Below are 18,985 nucleotides of genomic sequence, written 5' to 3' on the forward strand. Positions count from 1 at the left end.
CGGTGGTGACTGACGCCTGCTGCGAACCGTGGAGTCGTCACCCGCTGCGCCCGCCCGCGCGGCGCATGGCTTTGCCATGCGCCAGCAAGCGCACCCACTCTTCCGATCGCGCTCTCCGCGGGCGTGTCGGATGAATGCGTTTGGTAATGCGCGCTGGGTCGCGCTGTCCCAGCTGTCCAAGATCGCTGCGCAGGTGGTCATCGCATTCGTTCTGGCCAAGCTTCTACCCCCTGCCGAGTACGGCGTCATCGCCATGGCAGGGATCGTTACCGCGTTTGCGATGCTTTTCCGGGACATGGGTGTGACTGCGGTCATCATCCAGAGGGCTGAACTGACCTCAGGCCTCATGAATACGGCGTTCCGGCTTTCCTTGGTGAGCTCGCTGGCGGTCGGCACCATCATCGCCGCAAGCTCGCCCTTGGTTAGCGCCTATTTCCGCGAGTCGGCGCTTACGCCTGTTCTTGTTCTGCTGGGTCTCTCATTTCCGCTATCGGGCCTGATTGCGGTAAATCAGGCTCTCCTCGAACGCGAGTCAGCGTTCAAAAAGCTTGCACGCATCGAAGTGATCGCCAATTTGACCGGGGCGATCGCATCTGTTGTGGCAGCTCTTGCTGGTGCCGGTGTATTCAGTCTCGTCGTACTGGTTCTCGTTACCGGAATCCTGAGCGTGGTGCAGATGATGTTTGCATCTCCCTGGAGGCCGGGCCCAATGACACGGGCCGAGTCCGGTCGATATCGAGAGGTGCTGTCGTTCAGTGCGGGCGTTGTTGGCTTCAACATCGTGAACTATTTCTCGCGAAACGCTGATGGGCTCATCATCGGGCGACTCTATTCGGCATCCATCCTGGGCGCCTATTCGTTGGCGTATCGCATCATGCTGTTCCCACTGCAGAGCCTGACATTTGTCGCGACCAGGTCGCTTTTCCCTGTACTCGCTGATCGGCTGAGAAGAGGCGAGTCCCTGCGGGCACCATACCTTGCCGTCGTGGAGACGATTTCTCTGGTCGTAGCGCCGATGATGGCGGGCCTCTACCTGATCAGGGAGCAGGTGATAGGCATGGTCTTTGGTGAGCAGTGGGGACTGACATCGGAGTTGTTGAAGTGGTTCGCCCCGACCGGGTTTCTGCAGTCGGTGATGAGCATCTCCGGAGTCGTGTTCATGGCCACGAACAAGCCAGGACTGCTGCTGCGTCTTGGATGCATTGGTGCGTTTCTTCAGGTAGGAGCCTTCGTTATGGCAGCTCCCTATGGAGTTGAGCGGATGGCGGAATTCTACCTGTATGCAAACGTCATCAATTTTGTCCTTGTGATGGCCGTCTGCACACGCACCGTCGGCGCAGGTTTCGCCAGGATGCTGTTCGTGATGGGGCGATCAGCGGTCTGCGCACTTCTCATGGTGCTTGCGCTGGTCTTGGTATTTGGTGCGGGCCTGTCCAGCTCGGGTTCCAGTCTGCTTTGGCTTGTTTCAGTGGTTCTCTCTGGTTCGATTGTCTACTGTTTGCTGTGCATGGTGCTGGTGCCTTCGGCGCGTGCGCTGCTGGTTGGTCGCGCACGAAAGCTGCTAGTTGCCAAGACGGGAGTCTGACGTGTACGCGATTGTAATTTTTCTGTCGATAGTGGCTTCGCTGACCGTATTCACGCGGAACATGCGTGGTGTCGCAGCTTATGGTTTGCTCGCGTTCTACATGATCATCGACTATTCGAACTATCTGTTCAGGTTGGGCGACACGGCTACAGGAACATTGGCGAAGTCGTTCAAGGAAATGCTGTTGATCACGCTCGTGCTTGCCATTGGTGCATCTGCTGCATCGCGTCGCACAATCGACAGAAAGGTCGTCGTCATGATCGGTGCCACTCTGTTACTTCTGCTCTACGGAAGCATCATGAATGGGTTCCTGCTGGCCTCACTCGATTGGAGAGGCTCTATCCTTCCAATCATTCTGGCGATTCTTTTGGTTAACGCTGGACTTCTTGACGAGAGGCGTGTCGGCAGGCTGATGTCATTCCTGGCCATCGCCATCGCTGCCAACTCGGCCTTCGCGGTGCTTCAGTACTACACCTTCTCCGGCGATTTCGAATCCACTTGGCGTTATGACTTCCTGTTGCAGGAGGCGCTTCGTGCTGATAGCGATTTCGAATCGAGGTTGATGGAGTACCAGATTGTTCGCGATGGAAACCTGCGATCTTCCGGCGTGTTTGCCAGTGCCTTGCAGTTCTCCTATTCGGCTGCTCTTGCCTGCTTCTATTTCTATTGCCGATCGTCGGATCTTATTCGCCGGGGACGGCTTCTCTCCTCGGTTGGCTGGGGCGCTCTGATGATTCTCTGTGCCTGGGGCGTGTATGTCAGCCAGGTACGGGCGTCTCTGATCATAGTCCTTGTATCGATCGCTTTGCATGTCATCTGCTTCTCCGCCCGCGATGGCGGTCGGTTCAAGGCAGGCATTGCAATCTCAATTGGTGTTGGCGCCGTAGTCGTCTTTGCCTGGGCACTGATGTTCCACGCGTCCGCGTTCGATGCTTCTGTGCAGGGCAGAATCCCGCAGTACGCGTTCCTGGTCCAGAACTTCATTGCGGCGGGGCATGGTGTGGGGTCGTTCAGAAGCAAGTTCGACTCTTACTACATCTATGGATTCCTCACGTTTGGCATAATTTTCGCCGCGTGGCTCATCTACGTGCTGCGTGTTTTCTGGCGCTCTTTCGGCGGTAGGATGGCGAAATGGAAGCCGCCAGGCGACACGATGTTGCGTGGATTCATGTTTTCGTCGGTGATTCCGATGCTGGTAATCTGTAGCTTCCAGCACGTTTCAGGTTCTCTTTACTATCAGGTGATATGGATGTTGCTGTTTGCGGGATCAAGGATGTCGATGCGGATCGGCAGAGCGTCAACGGCAGAGTCGGATTGCCCGCCTCGTGCGATGGCTGGTGTTGCCTCGGCTCGGAGTGGCGCTTGAATGAAGATGCTCGCGGTACATCAGAGTTCGGAGATGTATGGATCTGACCGGAGTTTCCTTTCGGCAATTGAGGCCATTATCGAAAATGCAGGTAGTCCGCTCCAGGTTTGCGTAGTGCTGCCTGATGAGGGGCCGCTGACTGAACATCTACGGTCGATCGGAGCAAATGTTGACCTGGTTCCGGATGGATACCTGCGACGTTCAGAGCTCCGCTCGCCCCTGAGGTTCCTGGCTGCGCTTTGGCGGGGCGTCACCGCCCTCAGGCGTAAGCTCGGCGGCGGCGATGTGATCTACGTAAATACTCTGGTCTGTGTGTCGGCAATCCTGTCCGGCGGCATGTTCAGCAAGCGTCTGATCGTGCACGTCAGGGAGATCCCACGCCCGCTTGAGGCGGTTTTCTTCCGTGTGCTGCTCCGGATTTGTCGGGCCGAGCTGGTTTTCAACTCAAACGCAACCAGGAAGGCACTTGGGTTGGATGGGCGAGTGCTTTACAACGGAGTGGATTCGCCGCAGGACTACGTTTCCGCTGCGGCGTGCAAGCGACGGAGTGCGGACCAGCTGCGTATCCTCGTCATTGGAAGGATAAATGCCTGGAAAGGCCAAGGGCTTCTGCTGGACGCGGCGGCGATACTGGAGCGCGAGGTATCCATTCGCATAGTGGGTTCATCGATTCCGTCCCAGTTGCACATCGTCGATGAGCTAAGGGCGCAGGCGCGTGATCTGCCGGATAATGTGAATGTCGAATTTTTCGAATTCTGTGATGATCCGGGCATGCACTATCGATGGGCCGATTACGTAGTGGTACCTTCGACGCGGCCCGAGCCATTCGGGCGGGTGGCGATTGAGGGAATGTCATTTGGAAAGCCTGTAGTAGCTGCCGCCCATGGAGGCCTATTAGAAATCATTACGGATGGCGCCAGTGGCTGCCTCTTCGATCCAGGAAGCGTGCAAAGCCTGGCCACCGTACTTCGCCACCTTCCAGAACATGGGAGCGATGGGTATTGCGCGATGAGTTCTGCTGCGCGTGAAGCCTTCATGTCGCACTTCTCGGCGGAATCCTATGCACGTGAAGTTCGTGAACTGTTCAAGGAATTTGGGGCAACTGCATGTCTGGAACAGAGCTGAAAATTCTAGGAATCAGAGGTATTCCTGCCGCCCATGGTGGATTTGAAACCTTTGCCGAGCAGCTGGCCATCCATCTGGCAGATCGTGGCTGGCGTGTTGTCGTGTACTGCCAGGAAGAGGGCACGGGCCCTGTTTTCGAGGACGAGTGGCATGGGATCCGCCGAGTTCGGATCCCGGTCTCGGTTTCCGGTCCGGCTGGAACAGTACTCTTTGATCTCAAGTCGACGCTGCATGCGGTCCGGACGAAGGGTTTGTGCCTGACACTTGGCTATAACACAGCAGTGTTCTCCGTGTTCCTGCGATTGCGCGGTGTCGTCAATGTCATCAACATGGATGGCATCGAGTGGGCACGTGCGAAGTGGGGGCCGGTGGCAAAGGCGTGGTTCTGGATCAATGAGCGCTTCGGCTGCTGGCTCGGAAACCACCTCATTGCCGATCATCCCCGGATCAAGGACCATCTCTCCACACGTGTAAGGCGCAGCAAGATCACCACGATAGCCTATGGCGGCGAAAGGATTGAATCGGCTGATCCGTCGGTTGTCGCTTCGCTTGGACTCGTTCCGGGCAGTTACTACACCGTTATCGCGCGTCCTGAGCCTGAGAATTCGCTCTTGGAGATCGTTGAAGGGTTTTCGCGTGCTCCGCGTGAACGGAAGCTCGTGATCCTGGGTAAGTATGACCGGGACAACGATTACCATCGGAAGGTCCTCGAGGCGGCTGGAGAAGGTGTGGTGTTTCTTGGGGCGATTTACGACAAAAAGGTCGTTCAAGCGCTTCGATTCTTCAGTGGTGCGTACATCCACGGCCACCAAGTGGGTGGCACAAATCCGTCTCTGGTGGAGGCGCTTGGCGCGTCGAATCCGGTCATTGCACATGACAATCTCTTCAATCGCTGGGTTGCGGGCGATGGGGCGCGCTACTTTGATGGCGCTCCTGGATTTGCTGCGTTGCTGGACGAGATTGAAGCAGACACGACGCAGCTAGGCGCCATGTCGGTGGCTTCGAAATCCCGTCATCAGGAGGCATTCACCTGGACGCAGATTCTAGCTCGGTACGAAGAGTTGCTTTTGGCGTTCTCGCATGGGCATCAGCGTGGTGCCGATGCGGCTCGCGCGATGGATCAAGATCTGTGTTGAGACCATCTGCCACCCTTGTCATCCTTGTCGTGCTCTATCGGATGGCGCCAGAGGACTCGCCGACATTGCAGTCTCTTGGTGAGATACTTCGTCGCCCGGCGGGATTCGGTGGGCGTGTCGTGGTCTGGGATAACAGCCCCGATTCATTTGGCGCCGATTCAATCTCGGGCCTGGATCTTTCCGGATTCGATCGGAGCTACATTGCATGCCCGGAGAATTTCGGCCTGGCAAAGGTCTACAACACGGTCAGCACACAGTTGCCGGGCGACCTGCTTCTGATTCTTGATCAGGACTCGATGCTGCCGGATGATTTCCTTGGGATTCTGGATCGTGAGATTTCAAGCAACCCGGACTGCAGCCTGTTCCTGCCTGTCGTGGAGTCCAATGGCAGGTGCGTCAGCCCGGGGCGCCTCCGTGTTTTCAAGGGGAAGCATGAAAGCGCTCCGCAACAAGGCGTCCGGTCCCCAAAGAATGTTCTTGCGATCTCCAGTGGAATGGTGATTCGCTCTGGCTACCTGCAGCAGCCGCGATTTGACGAGCGCTTGACCCTGTATGGGATAGACACGCGCTTCATGATTGACTTTGCGGACAATGAGCGGCAGCTCGTAGTCATGCCCTCGGTGATTCGCCACGACACCGCGCTCTGGTCGGACATGCCCGCAGACGGAATGCTCTGGCGTATCCGGTCCTTGATAAGTTCGTGGCCCGTCGTGTTCGAACGGAGACCACTGGCGCGGATGCTCTCGTGGCTTTATGCGCGCTATGTGCTCGCCAAGCTCGCGATCAAGTATCGCGACATCAGATTCCTTTACGTCCTTTGATGGCTGTAACGGGCTGTTGCCTGTTCTACAGCACAGGGGCAGCCTTGGGCGTGGCTTGGCCAGAATCGAAGTAGGACGGCGCGACCAATATGATGTCGGCCACCCTTGTCCGACCGTATCTTCGTGGACAGCCGGGGTCGCCGGACGGCTCAGGCAATGCCATCAATCTTCTATCGCGCGCAGGTTGTCGTAGAAGAAGCGTTCGTCGCGGTCACCTGTCATGCCGTACAGGCCGTACTTGCGCCCGAGCATGGCGCCGCCGTCCCGGATCAGCGGGTTCCAGTTGAAGGCAGCACGGCCGCGCGTGGAGCGGGGCAGGAAACCGTCTAGCGGAATGCTGAAGTAGATGCCCTTGTCGAAGCTGCCTTCGCCGAAGTCGCGGGCCGAGACGTTGGTCTTGGTCGCGTAGGCGCCCATCGTTACGCCGTTGTCGAATACGCGGGCGATATCCAGGGTGGCGCCCTTGTCGCCAGCCAAGTATTGGCCGACCGAGAGTGAGCCTATGATGCGCTCGCGCGCGTCGAAAGCATAGTAAAGCGTGGCGTGGCCGGTGGTGATCCGGTAATCGCGCAGGCCCCAGTGTTGATCATAGTCGCGCTGTTGCACACGATTGAGGTTGGCGCCCACCGCCCAGTGTTCGCCGCTGGGCCGGTACAGCAGTTCGCCGCCGACACCGGCATACATCCACTCCAGATAGCCCGCATAGGCTATGCCATAAAGGTCTGGTGCCAGTCGTCCGGCGATGTTTGCCTGCAGGTTCGGCAACATCACGTCGGACGTGGTGAGATACTGGCGGATATCCGTGCGAACGCGTGGCAACCGGCTCGGTGCGTTGTACTTGAACTTGTGGTAATTGTTGGTGATGTCGGCACTGACGGTGCCGGTCAGCCAGATGTTGTCACGCAGGAACAGGCTGCCCGAATAGTTGGCGGCCACCTGGTACAGGATGAATCCGTCGGGACCGCCGAGATTCTGTCGATAACCAATGTTGAAGCCTCCGCCGAACGGGGAGCGCTTGGGCGTGTAAAGCGTCTCGCGCGCACGCATGTCTGGCGCCTGAAGTTCGGTGCTGCGGCGCAGAACATCCTCGCTGACCGTGCCATCGAGGTACCCCGCGAACGCCTCACGGTTGATCGACAGGTCGGCGATGGGCATGCCCACGCGGGTGGTGCGCAGGGTGTACCAGTTGTAGTCGTCGTCGGTTGCGTTGGCGAGGATGCGTGTGGCCCGCCCCAAGCCCTTGGAAGCATGCAGGTAACGGGTCTGATAGCCGTCGATGTACAGCTCGTCGCCGCGGCGGGAGATGCGTTCAACGCGGAAGCCGGCGTTGCGCTGCAGTTCGCTGGTGACCGCGCCCCAGTCTAGGGCTTCCGCCGCGGGCGTGGTGATCGTGCCTTGGGCGGCAGTGGAGGGCCCGGGCAGCAGGCGCTGAGGTGGCGGGTCGAACGGCTTGGGTGCCGCTGGGGCATTTCCTGGGTTGCCGCGCAGCGTAAGCGAGAACATGGCGGCGTCACCCCGTTCCCATGCTGCGGTCAACTCGACGTTGGGGCTGGGAATGTAGACCACGCCAACGTTGATCGGCGCGCGTTGGCGCAGGTTGTTGCCACGAGGCTCGCGACGATAGTCATTGCCGTCGTACTCGACCTTCAGTAACAACTCGTCCATCGGCGTCTGGTAGGTGATGCCACCAAAGATACCGACCGGTCCCTTGAACATGTTGCTCAGGCCAAACTTGCCGGCCTGGATGATGTCGCTGTTTGCAATTGGCCGCCGGTCCTTGAAGCGATTGTCGATCGCTCCGAGCGGGTTGGAAAAGTCACCGCGATTACCGAGATAGCCCGTCGCAAAGCCGAGGGATGCGTCAATCGGTCCGAAATTCTTGTTGGCAACGACGTACTCGCTCGAAAAAAAGCCCGTGCCGCCGAGATCCCGCACACCAAAGGCGACTTCGGGCAGAAGGCGCGATTCCTTCCACAGCCGCAGCTTGAAGTCGATCGATTTATCTTTGTAGTGCTGGTCGCCCGCCACGCTTCTGCCATACAGGAGGTTGTTGACGTTTATGTACCTGAAAGACGTTTCCAGCCATGGCAGTGGCTGTAGTGTGAGGTTGTAGCGCGCGTAAGGTGCGTTGTAGGACGCAGTGAAGTTCAGGTCTCCATCGTGCGCCATCCGCGCGGTCGGTGTCTGCAGCAGGCCTATGCCGCCCCACTCATTGGCCGTGGCGGGCGGTGCTTCCTGGGCATGCAGAGCGAAGGAAAGAGACAGGGCGAGCGCGCTCAACGTGAGCTTGGCGGGGCGGAGCAGGCGCGGGGGCAGGCGGGACTGGGTCATCACGGGCTGACAGGCTGGGTGGCGATGAACGCGGCGAAATCTCTGTTGAACAGCGGATCGATGCGCTTGATGAGCTGGGCGCGCAGGGGCACGAATAGCGTGCCGCCGGCGGCGATGGCCTGCGGGTCGGCGCGGTTCCACAGTGCAATGCCAAGCTGTTGGACGCGGCCGTCTGGCTGGATCACATAGATATCGTTGCGGTCGGCAAGTCTGCTGGGATTGCAGTCACGCAGGTAGTCACGTGCGTCGCGCTGCGGGGCGTGTCGCAGCACGCAGGCTTGGCCAACTGCGCCCATGACAGTGATCGTGCGTGGCTGAAGCGGGAGCCGCAGCGTATCGCCGGCGGCGAGTACCGGGTTGTTGGCCGGTTGCACCTGGATCAGTCGCGCTGTACCGGCTATGGGTTTCCGTCCGGTCGCAGGGTGTGCGGCCAACCAGTCCATCAGCGTCTGCGCCAAGGCTGAGGTCTCTGCGTCGCTGGAGTCTGCAAGCTGCTCTGCGCCGTACTGCAGGCCGGCACGAAGGCGCACCTGTTCTTCCATCGCCTGCGGGCGCTCGAAGCTGGTGCCCAGCAGGTAGGCGTCAGGTCGAGGGCGAGCCTGCAGCAGAGCGTCGGCGAGACGGGCGTTGGCAGGCAAGTCCCGCATGCCGCTTGCCTCGCTGGCTCCCTCGAAGCGCACCGGAGTTGCCTGTGCGGAGCTCGTGGCAAACAGCGCAGCGATGATCGCCGCGTTGGAAAGTCGAAATTTCATGGCTCAATCCTTGGCCGGGCGATAGGGTTTGAGCTGGGTCAGCTCTGCAACACGGCCCGGGTCCAGGTGCTGGCGGCTCTTCCAGATGAAGCCCGTGGTCGGATCGGCCCAGTAGACGTTGCGGCCGTGCATGCCGCCGCCCTGGAGTTGCTCCTCGAATCGTTGCAGGGTGCGCCGCGTTCCCAGGATCTCTACTTGCTCCAGTGCCCCCTTGCTCAGGGTGCCGGTCACGGCCACGTTGACCTGGTAAGCAGGCACCCAGTCATAGCGGCGCTGCAACGTCACGGGTGTGGTCACGGCAAGCAGGTTGTCGAAGGGGGAGGGGCCTTCGATGCGCGCACGCCACTCCTCACCCAGGCCGCTACCGCCCAACAGCAAGCCATTGCGGTCCATTTCGAACACGGCGTACGTACCTGCATACCACTGCTGGCGGCCTCCATCGATGTAGCCCAGCACCGCGACAGCCTCGATTTCAGGTGTCTCCACCTGCATCTGCGGGAAGCGGTTGCTGGCCACGCTTTCGACGGTCGCCTGTGCCGGGCGATGGGTTATCAGGCGGAAGGTATCAGCCGTGGAGCGGCTGCCAGTGGTGCAGCCTGCCAGCAGTAGAGCCCCGACAGCGGCCGACAGCAGCGCACCGGGCACACGCTGCGTCGACCGATGTCTGGCCGCATCCTTGCGCGCCATATCAGTTGTCCCTGACTTCGGTTCCGGTACGTGCGGCGTTGTACAGGATATTGGTGAAGGGCAGCAGCTGATTCACGAAGCGGTTCCAGCGGCTCACGCCGGCGGCACCGACGAACACAACGTCGCCTGGCTCCAGGTGGAACTGGCTGCCGGCGGCGAACGCGGTCGGCGAACGTGCTTCCAGCTGGTAGACCATAGAGGGCTCCTGCTGCAGGTCAGCACTGCCGCGAATGACGTAGACAGCGTTGCCGTTTGCGGTCTGCTGCAGGATGCCTCGTGCCCGGCCGAGCGCTTGGTTCAGCGACACGTCGCCTGTGCGGAAGCTGTACGCGCCCGGCTGATTGACCTCGCCGACCACGAAGATTTCCTTGCGATCGAGATAGGGCACGAAGATCGAGTCACCATCCTTCAGGAGCAACTGGCGGCCGCCAAACGCGCGGGCCAGGGTTTCCAGGTTGATGGTGTAGGTCGTGCCTTCGCGACTGAGCTGTATGCCCGACAGGTCGGCCTGCAGGTTGTCCAGGCCGGCCTGACTGATGGCGTCCGCCAGGGTCAGGGGCGAAGTGCTGAGCGCGATCGGCGAGGATCGCTGTGCGGCGCCCGTCACCCAGACGCGCTGACTGCCGTAGGTGAGAACTGACACGTCTACCTGCGGCGATTCCACGTACTTGGACAGGCGATTGCTGATCTCCTCGCGGAGCTCCATCGGTGTTTTGCCCGTCGCAACGACCTTGCCGATGTACGGGTAGAACAATGTGCCATCACTCTGCACAAGTCGACCTGCCAGCGAGCCCTGCTGCTGAGGGCCCGCCGGAACGGTCAGTTCCGGATGATCCCAGACCGTGACATACAGGATGTCGCCGGCACCCACCTTGTAGGGTCCGGGCTGGTAGTCGAACAGCGCGGCTGGCAGCGACTTCTGCGCACGAGCGGCATTTTCCTGTGCGATCAGCTTCGGGGTGATGGTGACGATATCGAGCTGGCCGTCGCCGCTGCGGCGGTCAATGGCCACGTCGCTGCGGCGCAGATGCTGGCCCGGTGCAAGCGCGCAGCTGGACAATGTCAGCGCGGCAAGTGCAGCGGCAAGAAAGTGAAGGTTTGTCTTGTTCATGATAATGAGATTCTGGCGGGCATAAAAAACCCCCGCCGGGTCGCGCCCGGCGAGGGCTTGTGTGCTACACGGTGCTTCGATCAGCCGCCGGTGCCGCCGGTGCCGCCGGTGCCGCCAGTACCACCGGTGCCGGGGCCGCCCGGGCCCGGGCCGCCGGGATCGGTGCCGCCGCCGCCATCATTGCTGCCGCTGGTGCTGTCGCCGCCGACGCTGTAGGCCACGGCCGCCGCTGCCACTGAAATCACGGTGGTGCCCACCACGGTAGCGGTCGAGACGCCCGCCGCTTCAGCACCGGCAACTTCAGCCGCACCTGCTTCCGCGGAAGACTGCGCGCCAGCAACGGCCTGCGCTTCCTGCGCGAAACTCATCATCGGGGAGGCGGAAAAGGCCGCCAGGGCCACAACTGCGATCGTCTTCTTGAACATGGGGAGGCCTGCTCCGTCAGGGAAAATTCTGGCGCCATGTTCGGTTGCTGAACGTTGACTGTCAAGGCTTGTTGCATCTCATGTCAGTAACGCTGATCGGTCGGCGATGCATGGTTGCGCAGGTCGTGACGATCCAGTGCGCGCTCACGACCGGACAGAGCCTTTGCAGCGGCTTTCACAAGATCATGCGTGTGCAGGTCTGCCAGCAGAAATGGCAAGCCAATCGCGGCCACGATGGCCAGGACCACAGTGCGGATACGCACAGCCAAGGTTTGCCCCAGTGCCTGTGATCGGCGCAGAACCCAAATGGACGCAACGATGCCGAGGCCAAGTCCGCTGAGAATCTCGGACGGGGAATGAGCCTTCAGTGGGAAACGCGAGATGGCGATCGCCATTGCAAGCATCATGCCCGCCAGGGCCCAGTTCCAAGCCCGCTGGCTGCGGCCGGATGCCAGCAGCCACAGCGCGACCGGGTACACCGCACTGGACATGGCAGCATGACCGGAAATGCCGGTGAAGTCCAGCGACTCCACGCCCAGGCCCCAGCCCATGAATGCGATCTTGCTGGCCAGGGTCGCCCCGGCCACGGCGATGATGGCCACTGTCCAACGCCTCAGCAGGGGGCGATGCATGGCTGGCAGGAACACCGCCAGTACGGTAACCAAAGGTAGAAGGGCACGGCTGTCGCCGATTGCGGACAGGCCCTCCCAGACAATCATCATGTGGCGACAGTGCTGCTGGAGCGGGGGAGTCGCAAAGGATAACGGGACCGACTGCATTGGCGGCGCTGGGCGGGTTGGTCCATTCAGCCAGACGCGGTATCCTTGCCCGCTGCCAATGGCCCCGTAGCTCAGCTGGATAGAGCGTCCCCCTCCTAAGGTCAACTCTTTTTTGGGGCAAGTTCGGGCTGGTAGGAAAAGTCTTTTAATTTCAAAGAATTAAGCGTGTCGAGCGTTGTTTGTCCGCCTTCAGTCGAACACCATAAGACACCCTTAAACACCCACGAACACCCCCTTTTTGCCCCAGTCGTTTGCCCCAGCCTAGGTCCGCTGCTACTGTCTGGATATGAGCAAAACAGCGTTGGAAAACCTGCGTCGAGACTGGCCCAAACGCCATGCGTTGACCCCGGAGGAAGTGGCGGTTGTTCTCGGTCGCAACTCCAACTCTCGGGGCGTGTTGCAGAAGATCCGCGAGGGCATGAAGAGTGGCCGTTACCCCGGTGCCCGAAAGATTGACGGACACTGGCAGCTGCCGCTGGAAGACCTGGCAGAAATACTCGATCCCACGCCCGAAACGGTGATGGTGCCGGTTGTGGCCAAGGCCGGTCGCCGACGCTCCCAGGTTGGCCCACGCATCCGTTTTGTGATCAATGCTCGATTTTTCGCTCAGGTATGCGACTCCATTGGATACGCGCAGGGTGCCCAAGCGCTCCGGAATGATGCTTGGACAGTGCGTGAGGAACTCCGTCAAGAAGACTACGCCCGCCGTGCCGAACGCTCAAAGATGTGTTTGGTTGAGGCGCTCGCAGGGCTGGGACACGCCAAGGATGATTAAGAGCTATGAGTGATGGAATGCTCTTTGTTGACGAGCGAAATGAAAAAAAGAAGGTGCGGAAGCTTTCAGTTGAAGAACTAAGGCTTTTGTATCGTGATGTGCGTGACTTCAAAAGGATGGTTGAGGAAGCTCGGCTAATGAACCAGCGCTCAGCCAACACCACGTACACAAAATTCGCACACACGCGCTTTCAAGAGCTCAGACGGTTGTTCCATCCTCTCAACGAGCGCTTAATGGCATTGGATAGTGACGATATCCGCCGCAGGCGCAATTGGATATTGGAAAACTTTTCCAATGCCTTGACCGTTCAAAGAAAAGACAGTCTAAAGGGAAAGATGGGCTCAACAATAGGTAGCCTCAATATGATTTTGGATGAGATCCAAGAGATTGGTGTGGAAATCCAAATAAGCGAGATTTAATGGATGAGCGAACTGAACATCACGCCATACGCCGACCAACACCAGCCCGTGCATATTACAGATCGAGACGAACTGTACAGCGTACAAGTCCAGCATAACGAACTGATGAGTCACATTGGAGGCGGTGGTGGCGAAGGTTGATGAACAGCAGCGCCAAGCGTTAGCCCAAGCGCCTGGGGATCTCCATCTCACCGCAGCGCAAGCCGCTGTGTTGATGCAAGTCAGCACCAAGACATTGCAGCGCCTGCGCAACCAAGGGATGCCACCACCGCCCATTGGGGAGCGTCCAGCACGCACCGAAGAGCGTTGGTCCACTTCACCAGTGCGCTACAGAAAGAGCGATGTGGACGCATGGCTCCAACATCCTGTGATGCCCAGTGTGCATCTTCATGCGTTCCAGGTGGCGAATGGGGTCATCGTGGACCACGCCACCAAATTGGACGACAACACGGTTGTTGACGGTATTTTTGAATTGCTCACCGAGCTGCAGTGGAGCAGCACAGATCTGATGATCGAAGCACAGCAGATGTTGTTCGATGAGCAACAACAACAGCGCGCCAAAGTGCAAGAGCGTATTGCTTTGCACGAAAGAAACGTCCTCGCGCAAGCACTGAGATAGGCGGTGTTAAGCCCCAGTCCCTAGTTGTCCCTTGCAGTCCTTTTCGGCCCCCAATTTGGGGGCTTTTTTTATGTGGAGAAATCTATTCGCCATTGTCAACATTTCCCTGTCGCCCAGCGGGCAAATGTGGAGATATGAAATGGAGAACTACAACAAGCGCGGCAAGTCGGTCCTGGGACTTGCTGTTGTGAAGGGGAAATTGGATCTGCTTGAAGAAAGGTTGAAGCTCGGCGTTGACCCAGATTCAACCTACTACAAAGAAGGTGACCTTCGCAGTCTTGTGGAGCTAGCTTTCAAGTGCAAGAAAATGGAGTCGTTGGAGATTTTGGTTCGATACGGGGCGAACACAAACATTGTATTTTCTTGTGGCTACACAATGGTTCACTACTGCACCCGCATTGATCAGTGGCAGCTTGAGGATGTTCTCAAAATGGGGGTGGATCCAAATACTTGCGCGTCGTTGAGTGACATGGATTTCCCAGGTCACGCCGCTTTGCATATGGCAGTGAGGCAGCGGGATATCAAGACAATGAAGTTGCTGATTTCGTACGGAGCTGATGTCAACTTGCATTGCGACTATTGCGGTTACACCCCGTTGCATGCTGCGTTCTTGTTTCCTGAGAGCGAGACAATCAATTTCCTCTTGGATAATGGCGCAGATCTGTATGCTCTGGATGATTACGGTTTCACGCCAGAGCAGATTGCAGACTCTTACTGCACTGATGAGGCGCAGAAAATCTTGAGCGAGCGATTGTCACGAAAAATTATGGATCAGGTTGAGTCTTGTGGTGACACAAGCTTTGGTAAACGCCGGATGTAATGATACTTGAATATCAACTGGATCTTAATTGCTTAGTTTCATAAAAAACGCAATACAAATTATTGAATGAGTAGGGGTGATTCGCAACACCCCTACTCACTGAAACCCTTGCGGGAGTAAGGCTTAATTGGGTGAGTAGGTGAGTAGGGTGGGTGTTGATAAATTATTTATAGAAAAATACAAAAAAAACACCAAAAAAGCATTCCCAGAGGAAACTTTTTTATGTTTTACCCTACTCACCCTACTCAAAATAGGTTAAACCTATATATACCAACGGTTCTGGCTGAGTAGGGTAGCTCCAAAAGGCCCTACTCAAGCCCTACTCAAAGCCCTACTCACGGCATATTTTGTATTGCAAAATTCAGATGAAATCACCTTCAAAGCCTTACGCCATAAGGCTTTGAAGGGGTTTTTAAAAAGCGGCGATAAAAACAACCCGACCTGCGGTTGAAATTGGATGAATAAAAGTTGCAAAAAACATCCAAAACCCCTGCGGCAGTAAGATTGCGAATTTTGCAATACAAAATATGCTTGACAAGATGCAAAAGTTAATTACAACTAAATAACACAACAGATTTTTTGGAGGTAACACATGGGTGAGGTACTGCAATTCAAATTCAACAAAAAGCGCAAGCCGTACCGCCGCCGCGCGCGGCCACAAAAAATCAACCGCACGTTCCGCTTTGATCAAGAGAAATTGGCGCGACTGGAAGAGATGGCGCAGCGCAGTGGGATGACCGTTTCCGAATACATCCGGGAACTCACGGATTTGGCTGTTGGTAACAACTGGTTGTTCAACGAAGTCCAAAACGCATAAAAAAACCGCGCGGTTGCAGCCGAGCGGTTTTCAATGAGGTAAAACTATAGGAGAAATTCATGTCCAAAACCAACGTATCAAATAACGCTGTGGTGTCAACCCCGCCAGCTTCCATCGGCAAACAGGCGGCTCCAAAAACCGCTCAGCCGAAGATTAAGAAGATCAACAGCGCGAACATCATCCCATCTAATACACCCGCATGGAATTGGGTGAACTACATCAACAGCGGCGCGTGTGGAGATTGGGCACGAGCCAACGGTATGGCATACAAATGGAACGGTGTATTTTGGGACACCGTTACCCAGGCAGATGGAACGGCAATGGCAACCGATTTCCTGTTCAAGCATATGCCCGACAAGGCTACAAATTCGGCTGCAACGGATTGCTTTAAATTTGCCACAAACATGCTTGATCCACTGCCTAAGTTGGATGCAGACAAGATTGTTATTGCCGCGAAAAATGGCTACCTGCACGTGGGCAAAGATGGGGCCGTGACCGTTCTCCCCGCCGATAAAAAACTGGGCCTCATGTTTGGAGTTAACGCGACTGTCAGCACGACGTACAACAAGCAACACACACCTCACGCTGTTCCATCCAACTCGTTGTTTGGCCGCTTCCTTGCCAGCGCATTGCCGGACCCGGATATTTGTGCATTGGTGCAAGAACAGTGTGCTCTCACGCTCATTCCTGGGCCGCATCAATTGGTCTGGTGGTGGGTGGGAACAGGTGGCAATGGCAAAGGTGTGATGTCGTCCATCATTCGTGGGTTCCACCATCGCACGGCGCAAATCTGGCTGGATAAGTGTGGTGACCCTCAAGCGCTCGCCAGTTGCGTGAACGCCAGCTTGATCTTCACACCAGAAGTGACGAATGGGGCGCGAGGTATCAATCAAGAAGCTTTCAAAGCGCTCAGCGGGGGTGATCTGCTGACTGCAAAGTTCTTGTATCGCGACATGATTGAGTTCGTGAACACGTCCTGCCACATCGTCAGTTCCAACTATGAGCCAATGATTAGCGATGCAACCGACGGTGTGTACCGCCGCTTGTGCGTGGTCAAGTGGAATCAACGGCATGGAACATACATCAAAGTCCCAAATCTTGCGGAGCGCATTCTGAAAGATGAAGCGCACATCGTATTGGACTGGCTGTTGGAAGGTATCAGTCGCATTGTTAAACGCGGCGGTTTTCTGCCCGAAGATGAATGGCCCGAAGCAACGAAGATCTTTAAACAGTCAATTCGCAGCAAGAACGACTGTGTGGGCGCGTGGCGTGATTACTGTGGAATTGTTCCTGACGCAAGCACATTGACACCTAAGAGCGATATCTACAACTCATACGCCAAATTCTCTGAGGGCGATGGCCGTCATGTCTTGAGTCCGGCACAATTCTGGACGCGCTTTTGGCAAATGCCAGGGTTTGAACGGCCACAGTCCGTGCGTGGAGACACAAAGCGTATTGATGGGATCCAGGTCAATTGTGTGCGCGCACGCATTCCTGCGGATCTGTCCTGGGAGCTTCCAACCGGCGAAATCATTGTGCGTGCGCCCACAAAAATCGCTCCATCCGTGATTGATACACCCAAGGTTGCCGACGGCGAACCCATTCTTATTACAGTGTCGGATAAGGACTTCACCGACGAACAGTGGAGCTTTTAATATGGACACCAACAAAGACATTGAAGAGGCATTTTGCGCGGCGTTCAGCCACATCATTGTAGATGGTGATGAACTGTTGGAAAAAGCACAGTGGGTAGCGCGTGGGTTCTGTCACCTGTCCAATCACGCGCCGGACGGCAACGTCACCTGGGATGCTCTTATCTTGCAGCGTTATGACTGCAAGATTGGACACGGGAAGACCACCCCCGAATTGGACGTGCAATTGCTTGAATGTGTTTTCAAGACAGCCCGCCAAGGCTACGCCCTCAACCTTTTGCGCAGGGTGAACAACCACTCTGTGCCCAGAGGACTCCAACAATGACATCCATCTCGATGATAACCAAGGGCCGCGTTCGTGCGGCCATTTTTTTTTATTCCTGAATTTTGATTTTTCAGAAAAGCTTGACTTTCAATTTTCCGCCCGTTTAATAATTTTCATTATCAGCGATGGAATAAAGCATGGAAAATTATGAAGAAGACTGGTGGGATGACCTTATTGCGGCGGAGCGCTTTGCAATTTACAAAGTGGATGGCGGCGTGCAAATGGTCCTGCATCACGACTTTGATGACTCCACAGTTGAGCTTCACACCATCGATGACGTTTTGTATCACCTTCGGAAAGCCCTCGAACGGGGTTTAACAGTATCAATCAACGTGGAGAAACAATCATGAGCGCAGCCAGCGAACTCAAGCAAGATATTGCTGAAAAATTTTACGACCAACTTGCCGAACGCCGATCTGTGTTGGATCACGGCTTTCGGGAGACTGAAACACCATTGTCGATGATTGGGGGTTGGCCTGTTGGCCCCAGTGGTTATCCATTCAAAGACTTCAACGCATTGCAACTGATGACCGTTTCACTGGATCGCGGCTTCACCAGCCCCATCTACATGAAATCCGAGCAGATCAAGAAGAACGGCTACTACATCGCCAAAGGTGAGTCCAAAGCCACGAAGATTGAAAGCACGTACAAGCAAGAGGATGGCGATTTCAAATCCGTGATGGCGGTGTGCTTCAACGGGGATCAAATCAAAAATCTCCCCCAAAACAAATACACATACGCGTGGCAGGGATTGGCGGACAATCGCGATGCATTCTTGGATGACATGATTGCCAAGACGGGAGCGAAATTCTCATTTGATCCCATGAACGCGCCGTACTACGAACGGTCCACCGATACGTTGTACATGCGTCCTCAGACGGAGTACGCCACCAAACACGCCGATGGCAAAAGCGCGTACTACAACGATGTGATGTTCTTGCTTGCTGATTGGGCCACCCACCCCAGCCGCTATCACGGCGTGCAACCTGGGGAGCAGGGCAGTGAGCAGGACAGCCAATACCGTTTGGGACGCCAATTGGCGTTGTTGCAGATTGCCAGCCGCTTGGGAATGACCTACGAACCCGATGACAGCGGTTGGGCCAATAACTACATCAACAGCCGTCCCAACTGGCAGGAGTTGGAACGCGCCGCGAAAGCTGCAGACACCATTTTGAAGACCATTGGCGTGCCCGAGGTTCAACAAGAACCCGTGCGCTCCAAGGTGTGGAAACAAGAAGCCTCGCAAGCGTTCCGACCCACCGTGCAGCCCGCAGATCACCAACAAGCACAGCAGCAGGTGGATCCCGTGCAAGCGTTTGTGGAAGACAAAATTCAAGTTGTCCACGTGGCCGACAAGCCCAGCAAACAGGTGGGTAAGGCAGTCAAGAAGGCCGCAGCCCAAAAACTCAACGGTGCAAAACAAACACTGACATTGTGAGG

21 protein-coding genes are annotated in these 18,985 nt (G+C 56.8%); 15 read left to right on the forward strand and 6 right to left on the reverse strand.

Going from position 1 to position 18,985, the window contains the following annotated elements:
- The first annotated feature begins 130 nt into the window (after positions 1-130).
- The 5 genes from ACSYS9_RS09515 to ACSYS9_RS09535 all read left to right on the forward strand — a co-directional run bounded on the left by ACSYS9_RS09515 (position 131) and on the right by ACSYS9_RS09535 (position 6,033).
- A complete protein-coding gene (locus tag ACSYS9_RS09515) occupies positions 131-1,585 on the forward strand; it encodes a lipopolysaccharide biosynthesis protein (RefSeq protein WP_071228913.1) in 1,455 nt (484 codons plus the stop codon).
- 1 nt (position 1,586) lies between these two features.
- Entirely contained in the window at positions 1,587-2,951 is a 1,365-nt protein-coding gene (locus ACSYS9_RS09520) for a hypothetical protein (protein WP_071228912.1), read from the forward strand.
- Positions 2,952-4,076, forward strand: a complete 1,125-nt coding sequence (locus ACSYS9_RS09525; RefSeq protein ID WP_440569105.1) for a glycosyltransferase family 4 protein — start codon at positions 2,952-2,954, stop codon at positions 4,074-4,076. It abuts the gene before it with no gap.
- Positions 4,058-5,212: a DUF1972 domain-containing protein gene (locus ACSYS9_RS09530; protein ID WP_071228910.1), complete on the forward strand. Its 1,155-nt coding sequence runs from the start codon at positions 4,058-4,060 to the stop codon at positions 5,210-5,212. Before ACSYS9_RS09525 ends, ACSYS9_RS09530 begins: the two co-directional genes overlap by 19 nt.
- 119 nt (positions 5,213-5,331) lie before the next feature.
- Entirely contained in the window at positions 5,332-6,033 is a 702-nt protein-coding gene (locus tag ACSYS9_RS09535; protein ID WP_177179523.1) for a glycosyltransferase, read from the forward strand.
- A gap of 162 nt (positions 6,034-6,195) precedes the next feature.
- On the opposite strand, the gene ACSYS9_RS09540 is transcribed toward ACSYS9_RS09535, so the two are convergent.
- From ACSYS9_RS09540 to ACSYS9_RS09565, 6 genes are all read right to left on the reverse strand, one after another.
- On the reverse strand, positions 6,196-8,364 hold the full coding sequence (locus ACSYS9_RS09540; protein WP_071228908.1) for a YjbH domain-containing protein: 2,169 nt from the start codon (positions 8,362-8,364) through the stop codon (positions 6,196-6,198).
- Positions 8,364-9,116, reverse strand: coding sequence for a capsule biosynthesis GfcC family protein (locus tag ACSYS9_RS09545; protein WP_071228907.1), 753 nt, complete (start codon positions 9,114-9,116; stop codon positions 8,364-8,366). The genes ACSYS9_RS09540 and ACSYS9_RS09545 overlap by 1 nt, the downstream gene beginning before the upstream one ends.
- 3 nt (positions 9,117-9,119) lie before the next feature.
- Positions 9,120-9,803 carry a YjbF family lipoprotein gene (locus ACSYS9_RS09550; protein ID WP_071228906.1) on the reverse strand — a complete coding sequence of 228 codons (684 nt, stop codon included), beginning with the start codon at positions 9,801-9,803 and terminating at the stop codon, positions 9,120-9,122.
- Position 9,804: 1 nt separating this feature from the next.
- Entirely contained in the window at positions 9,805-10,914 is a 1,110-nt protein-coding gene (locus tag ACSYS9_RS09555; RefSeq protein WP_071228905.1) for a polysaccharide biosynthesis/export family protein, read from the reverse strand.
- A gap of 80 nt (positions 10,915-10,994) precedes the next feature.
- Positions 10,995-11,339 (reverse strand): hypothetical protein, encoded by a 345-nt coding sequence (locus ACSYS9_RS09560; protein ID WP_071228904.1) that lies wholly within the window; start codon positions 11,337-11,339, stop codon positions 10,995-10,997.
- 83 nt (positions 11,340-11,422) lie between these two features.
- On the reverse strand, positions 11,423-12,061 hold the full coding sequence (locus ACSYS9_RS09565) for a phosphatase PAP2 family protein (RefSeq protein ID WP_081352336.1): 639 nt from the start codon (positions 12,059-12,061) through the stop codon (positions 11,423-11,425).
- 343 nt (positions 12,062-12,404) lie between these two features.
- Here ACSYS9_RS09565 and ACSYS9_RS09570 point away from each other — a divergent pair, with 343 nt between their 5' ends.
- From ACSYS9_RS09570 to ACSYS9_RS09615, 10 genes are all read left to right on the forward strand, one after another.
- Positions 12,405-12,893, forward strand: coding sequence for a hypothetical protein (locus tag ACSYS9_RS09570; protein WP_440569110.1), 489 nt, complete (start codon positions 12,405-12,407; stop codon positions 12,891-12,893).
- Between the two features lie 5 nt (positions 12,894-12,898).
- Positions 12,899-13,312, forward strand: coding sequence for a hypothetical protein (locus ACSYS9_RS09575; RefSeq protein ID WP_440569112.1), 414 nt, complete (start codon positions 12,899-12,901; stop codon positions 13,310-13,312).
- A 3-nt stretch (positions 13,313-13,315) separates the two neighbouring features.
- The gene (locus ACSYS9_RS09580) at positions 13,316-13,453 is read left to right on the forward strand and encodes a hypothetical protein (protein WP_440569114.1); all 138 of its coding nucleotides are present in this window, start codon (positions 13,316-13,318) and stop codon (positions 13,451-13,453) included.
- Positions 13,440-13,931: a helix-turn-helix domain-containing protein gene (locus tag ACSYS9_RS09585; RefSeq protein ID WP_440569116.1), complete on the forward strand. Its 492-nt coding sequence runs from the start codon at positions 13,440-13,442 to the stop codon at positions 13,929-13,931. The genes ACSYS9_RS09580 and ACSYS9_RS09585 overlap by 14 nt, the downstream gene beginning before the upstream one ends.
- Before the next feature lie 139 nt (positions 13,932-14,070).
- The gene (locus tag ACSYS9_RS09590) at positions 14,071-14,751 is read left to right on the forward strand and encodes an ankyrin repeat domain-containing protein (RefSeq protein WP_440569118.1); all 681 of its coding nucleotides are present in this window, start codon (positions 14,071-14,073) and stop codon (positions 14,749-14,751) included.
- Between the two features lie 592 nt (positions 14,752-15,343).
- Positions 15,344-15,568, forward strand: coding sequence for a plasmid mobilization protein (locus ACSYS9_RS09595; RefSeq protein WP_440569120.1), 225 nt, complete (start codon positions 15,344-15,346; stop codon positions 15,566-15,568).
- A 59-nt stretch (positions 15,569-15,627) separates the two neighbouring features.
- Positions 15,628-17,223, forward strand: a complete 1,596-nt coding sequence (locus ACSYS9_RS09600) for a DUF5906 domain-containing protein (RefSeq protein ID WP_440569122.1) — start codon at positions 15,628-15,630, stop codon at positions 17,221-17,223.
- A 1-nt stretch (position 17,224) separates the two neighbouring features.
- A complete protein-coding gene (locus tag ACSYS9_RS09605; protein WP_182681046.1) occupies positions 17,225-17,545 on the forward strand; it encodes a hypothetical protein in 321 nt (106 codons plus the stop codon).
- 137 nt (positions 17,546-17,682) lie between these two features.
- Positions 17,683-17,895, forward strand: a complete 213-nt coding sequence (locus ACSYS9_RS09610) for a hypothetical protein (protein ID WP_182681045.1) — start codon at positions 17,683-17,685, stop codon at positions 17,893-17,895.
- Positions 17,892-18,983 (forward strand): ArdC-like ssDNA-binding domain-containing protein, encoded by a 1,092-nt coding sequence (locus ACSYS9_RS09615; protein WP_440569125.1) that lies wholly within the window; start codon positions 17,892-17,894, stop codon positions 18,981-18,983. The genes ACSYS9_RS09610 and ACSYS9_RS09615 overlap by 4 nt, the downstream gene beginning before the upstream one ends.
- Positions 18,984-18,985 lie beyond the last annotated feature (2 nt).

This window comes from Stenotrophomonas sp. STK17_22, assembly GCF_051983905.1.
Classification (GTDB): Bacteria; Pseudomonadota; Gammaproteobacteria; order Xanthomonadales; family Xanthomonadaceae; genus Stenotrophomonas; species Stenotrophomonas maltophilia_A.

Excerpts from the sequence above, each read along its gene's own strand:
- ACSYS9_RS09515 (WP_071228913.1), top strand. The coding sequence starts at position 131 with ATGAATGCGTTTGGTAATGCGCGCTGGGTCGCGCTGTCCCAGCTGTCC.
- ACSYS9_RS09525 (WP_440569105.1), top strand. The coding sequence starts at position 2,952 with ATGAAGATGCTCGCGGTACATCAGAGTTCGGAGATGTATGGATCTGAC.
- ACSYS9_RS09530 (WP_071228910.1), top strand. The coding sequence starts at position 4,058 with ATGTCTGGAACAGAGCTGAAAATTCTAGGAATCAGAGGTATTCCTGCC.
- ACSYS9_RS09540 (WP_071228908.1), bottom strand. The coding sequence starts at position 8,364 with ATGACCCAGTCCCGCCTGCCCCCGCGCCTGCTCCGCCCCGCCAAGCTC.
- ACSYS9_RS09545 (WP_071228907.1), bottom strand. The coding sequence starts at position 9,116 with ATGAAATTTCGACTTTCCAACGCGGCGATCATCGCTGCGCTGTTTGCC.
- ACSYS9_RS09550 (WP_071228906.1), bottom strand. The coding sequence starts at position 9,803 with ATGGCGCGCAAGGATGCGGCCAGACATCGGTCGACGCAGCGTGTGCCC.
- ACSYS9_RS09555 (WP_071228905.1), bottom strand. The coding sequence starts at position 10,914 with ATGAACAAGACAAACCTTCACTTTCTTGCCGCTGCACTTGCCGCGCTG.
- ACSYS9_RS09560 (WP_071228904.1), bottom strand. The coding sequence starts at position 11,339 with ATGTTCAAGAAGACGATCGCAGTTGTGGCCCTGGCGGCCTTTTCCGCC.
- ACSYS9_RS09565 (WP_081352336.1), bottom strand. The coding sequence starts at position 12,061 with ATGATGATTGTCTGGGAGGGCCTGTCCGCAATCGGCGACAGCCGTGCC.
- ACSYS9_RS09570 (WP_440569110.1), top strand. The coding sequence starts at position 12,405 with ATGAGCAAAACAGCGTTGGAAAACCTGCGTCGAGACTGGCCCAAACGC.
- ACSYS9_RS09575 (WP_440569112.1), top strand. The coding sequence starts at position 12,899 with ATGAGTGATGGAATGCTCTTTGTTGACGAGCGAAATGAAAAAAAGAAG.
- ACSYS9_RS09580 (WP_440569114.1), top strand. The coding sequence starts at position 13,316 with ATGAGCGAACTGAACATCACGCCATACGCCGACCAACACCAGCCCGTG.
- ACSYS9_RS09590 (WP_440569118.1), top strand. The coding sequence starts at position 14,071 with ATGGAGAACTACAACAAGCGCGGCAAGTCGGTCCTGGGACTTGCTGTT.
- ACSYS9_RS09595 (WP_440569120.1), top strand. The coding sequence starts at position 15,344 with ATGGGTGAGGTACTGCAATTCAAATTCAACAAAAAGCGCAAGCCGTAC.
- ACSYS9_RS09600 (WP_440569122.1), top strand. The coding sequence starts at position 15,628 with ATGTCCAAAACCAACGTATCAAATAACGCTGTGGTGTCAACCCCGCCA.
- ACSYS9_RS09605 (WP_182681046.1), top strand. The coding sequence starts at position 17,225 with ATGGACACCAACAAAGACATTGAAGAGGCATTTTGCGCGGCGTTCAGC.
- ACSYS9_RS09610 (WP_182681045.1), top strand. The coding sequence starts at position 17,683 with ATGGAAAATTATGAAGAAGACTGGTGGGATGACCTTATTGCGGCGGAG.
- ACSYS9_RS09615 (WP_440569125.1), top strand. The coding sequence starts at position 17,892 with ATGAGCGCAGCCAGCGAACTCAAGCAAGATATTGCTGAAAAATTTTAC.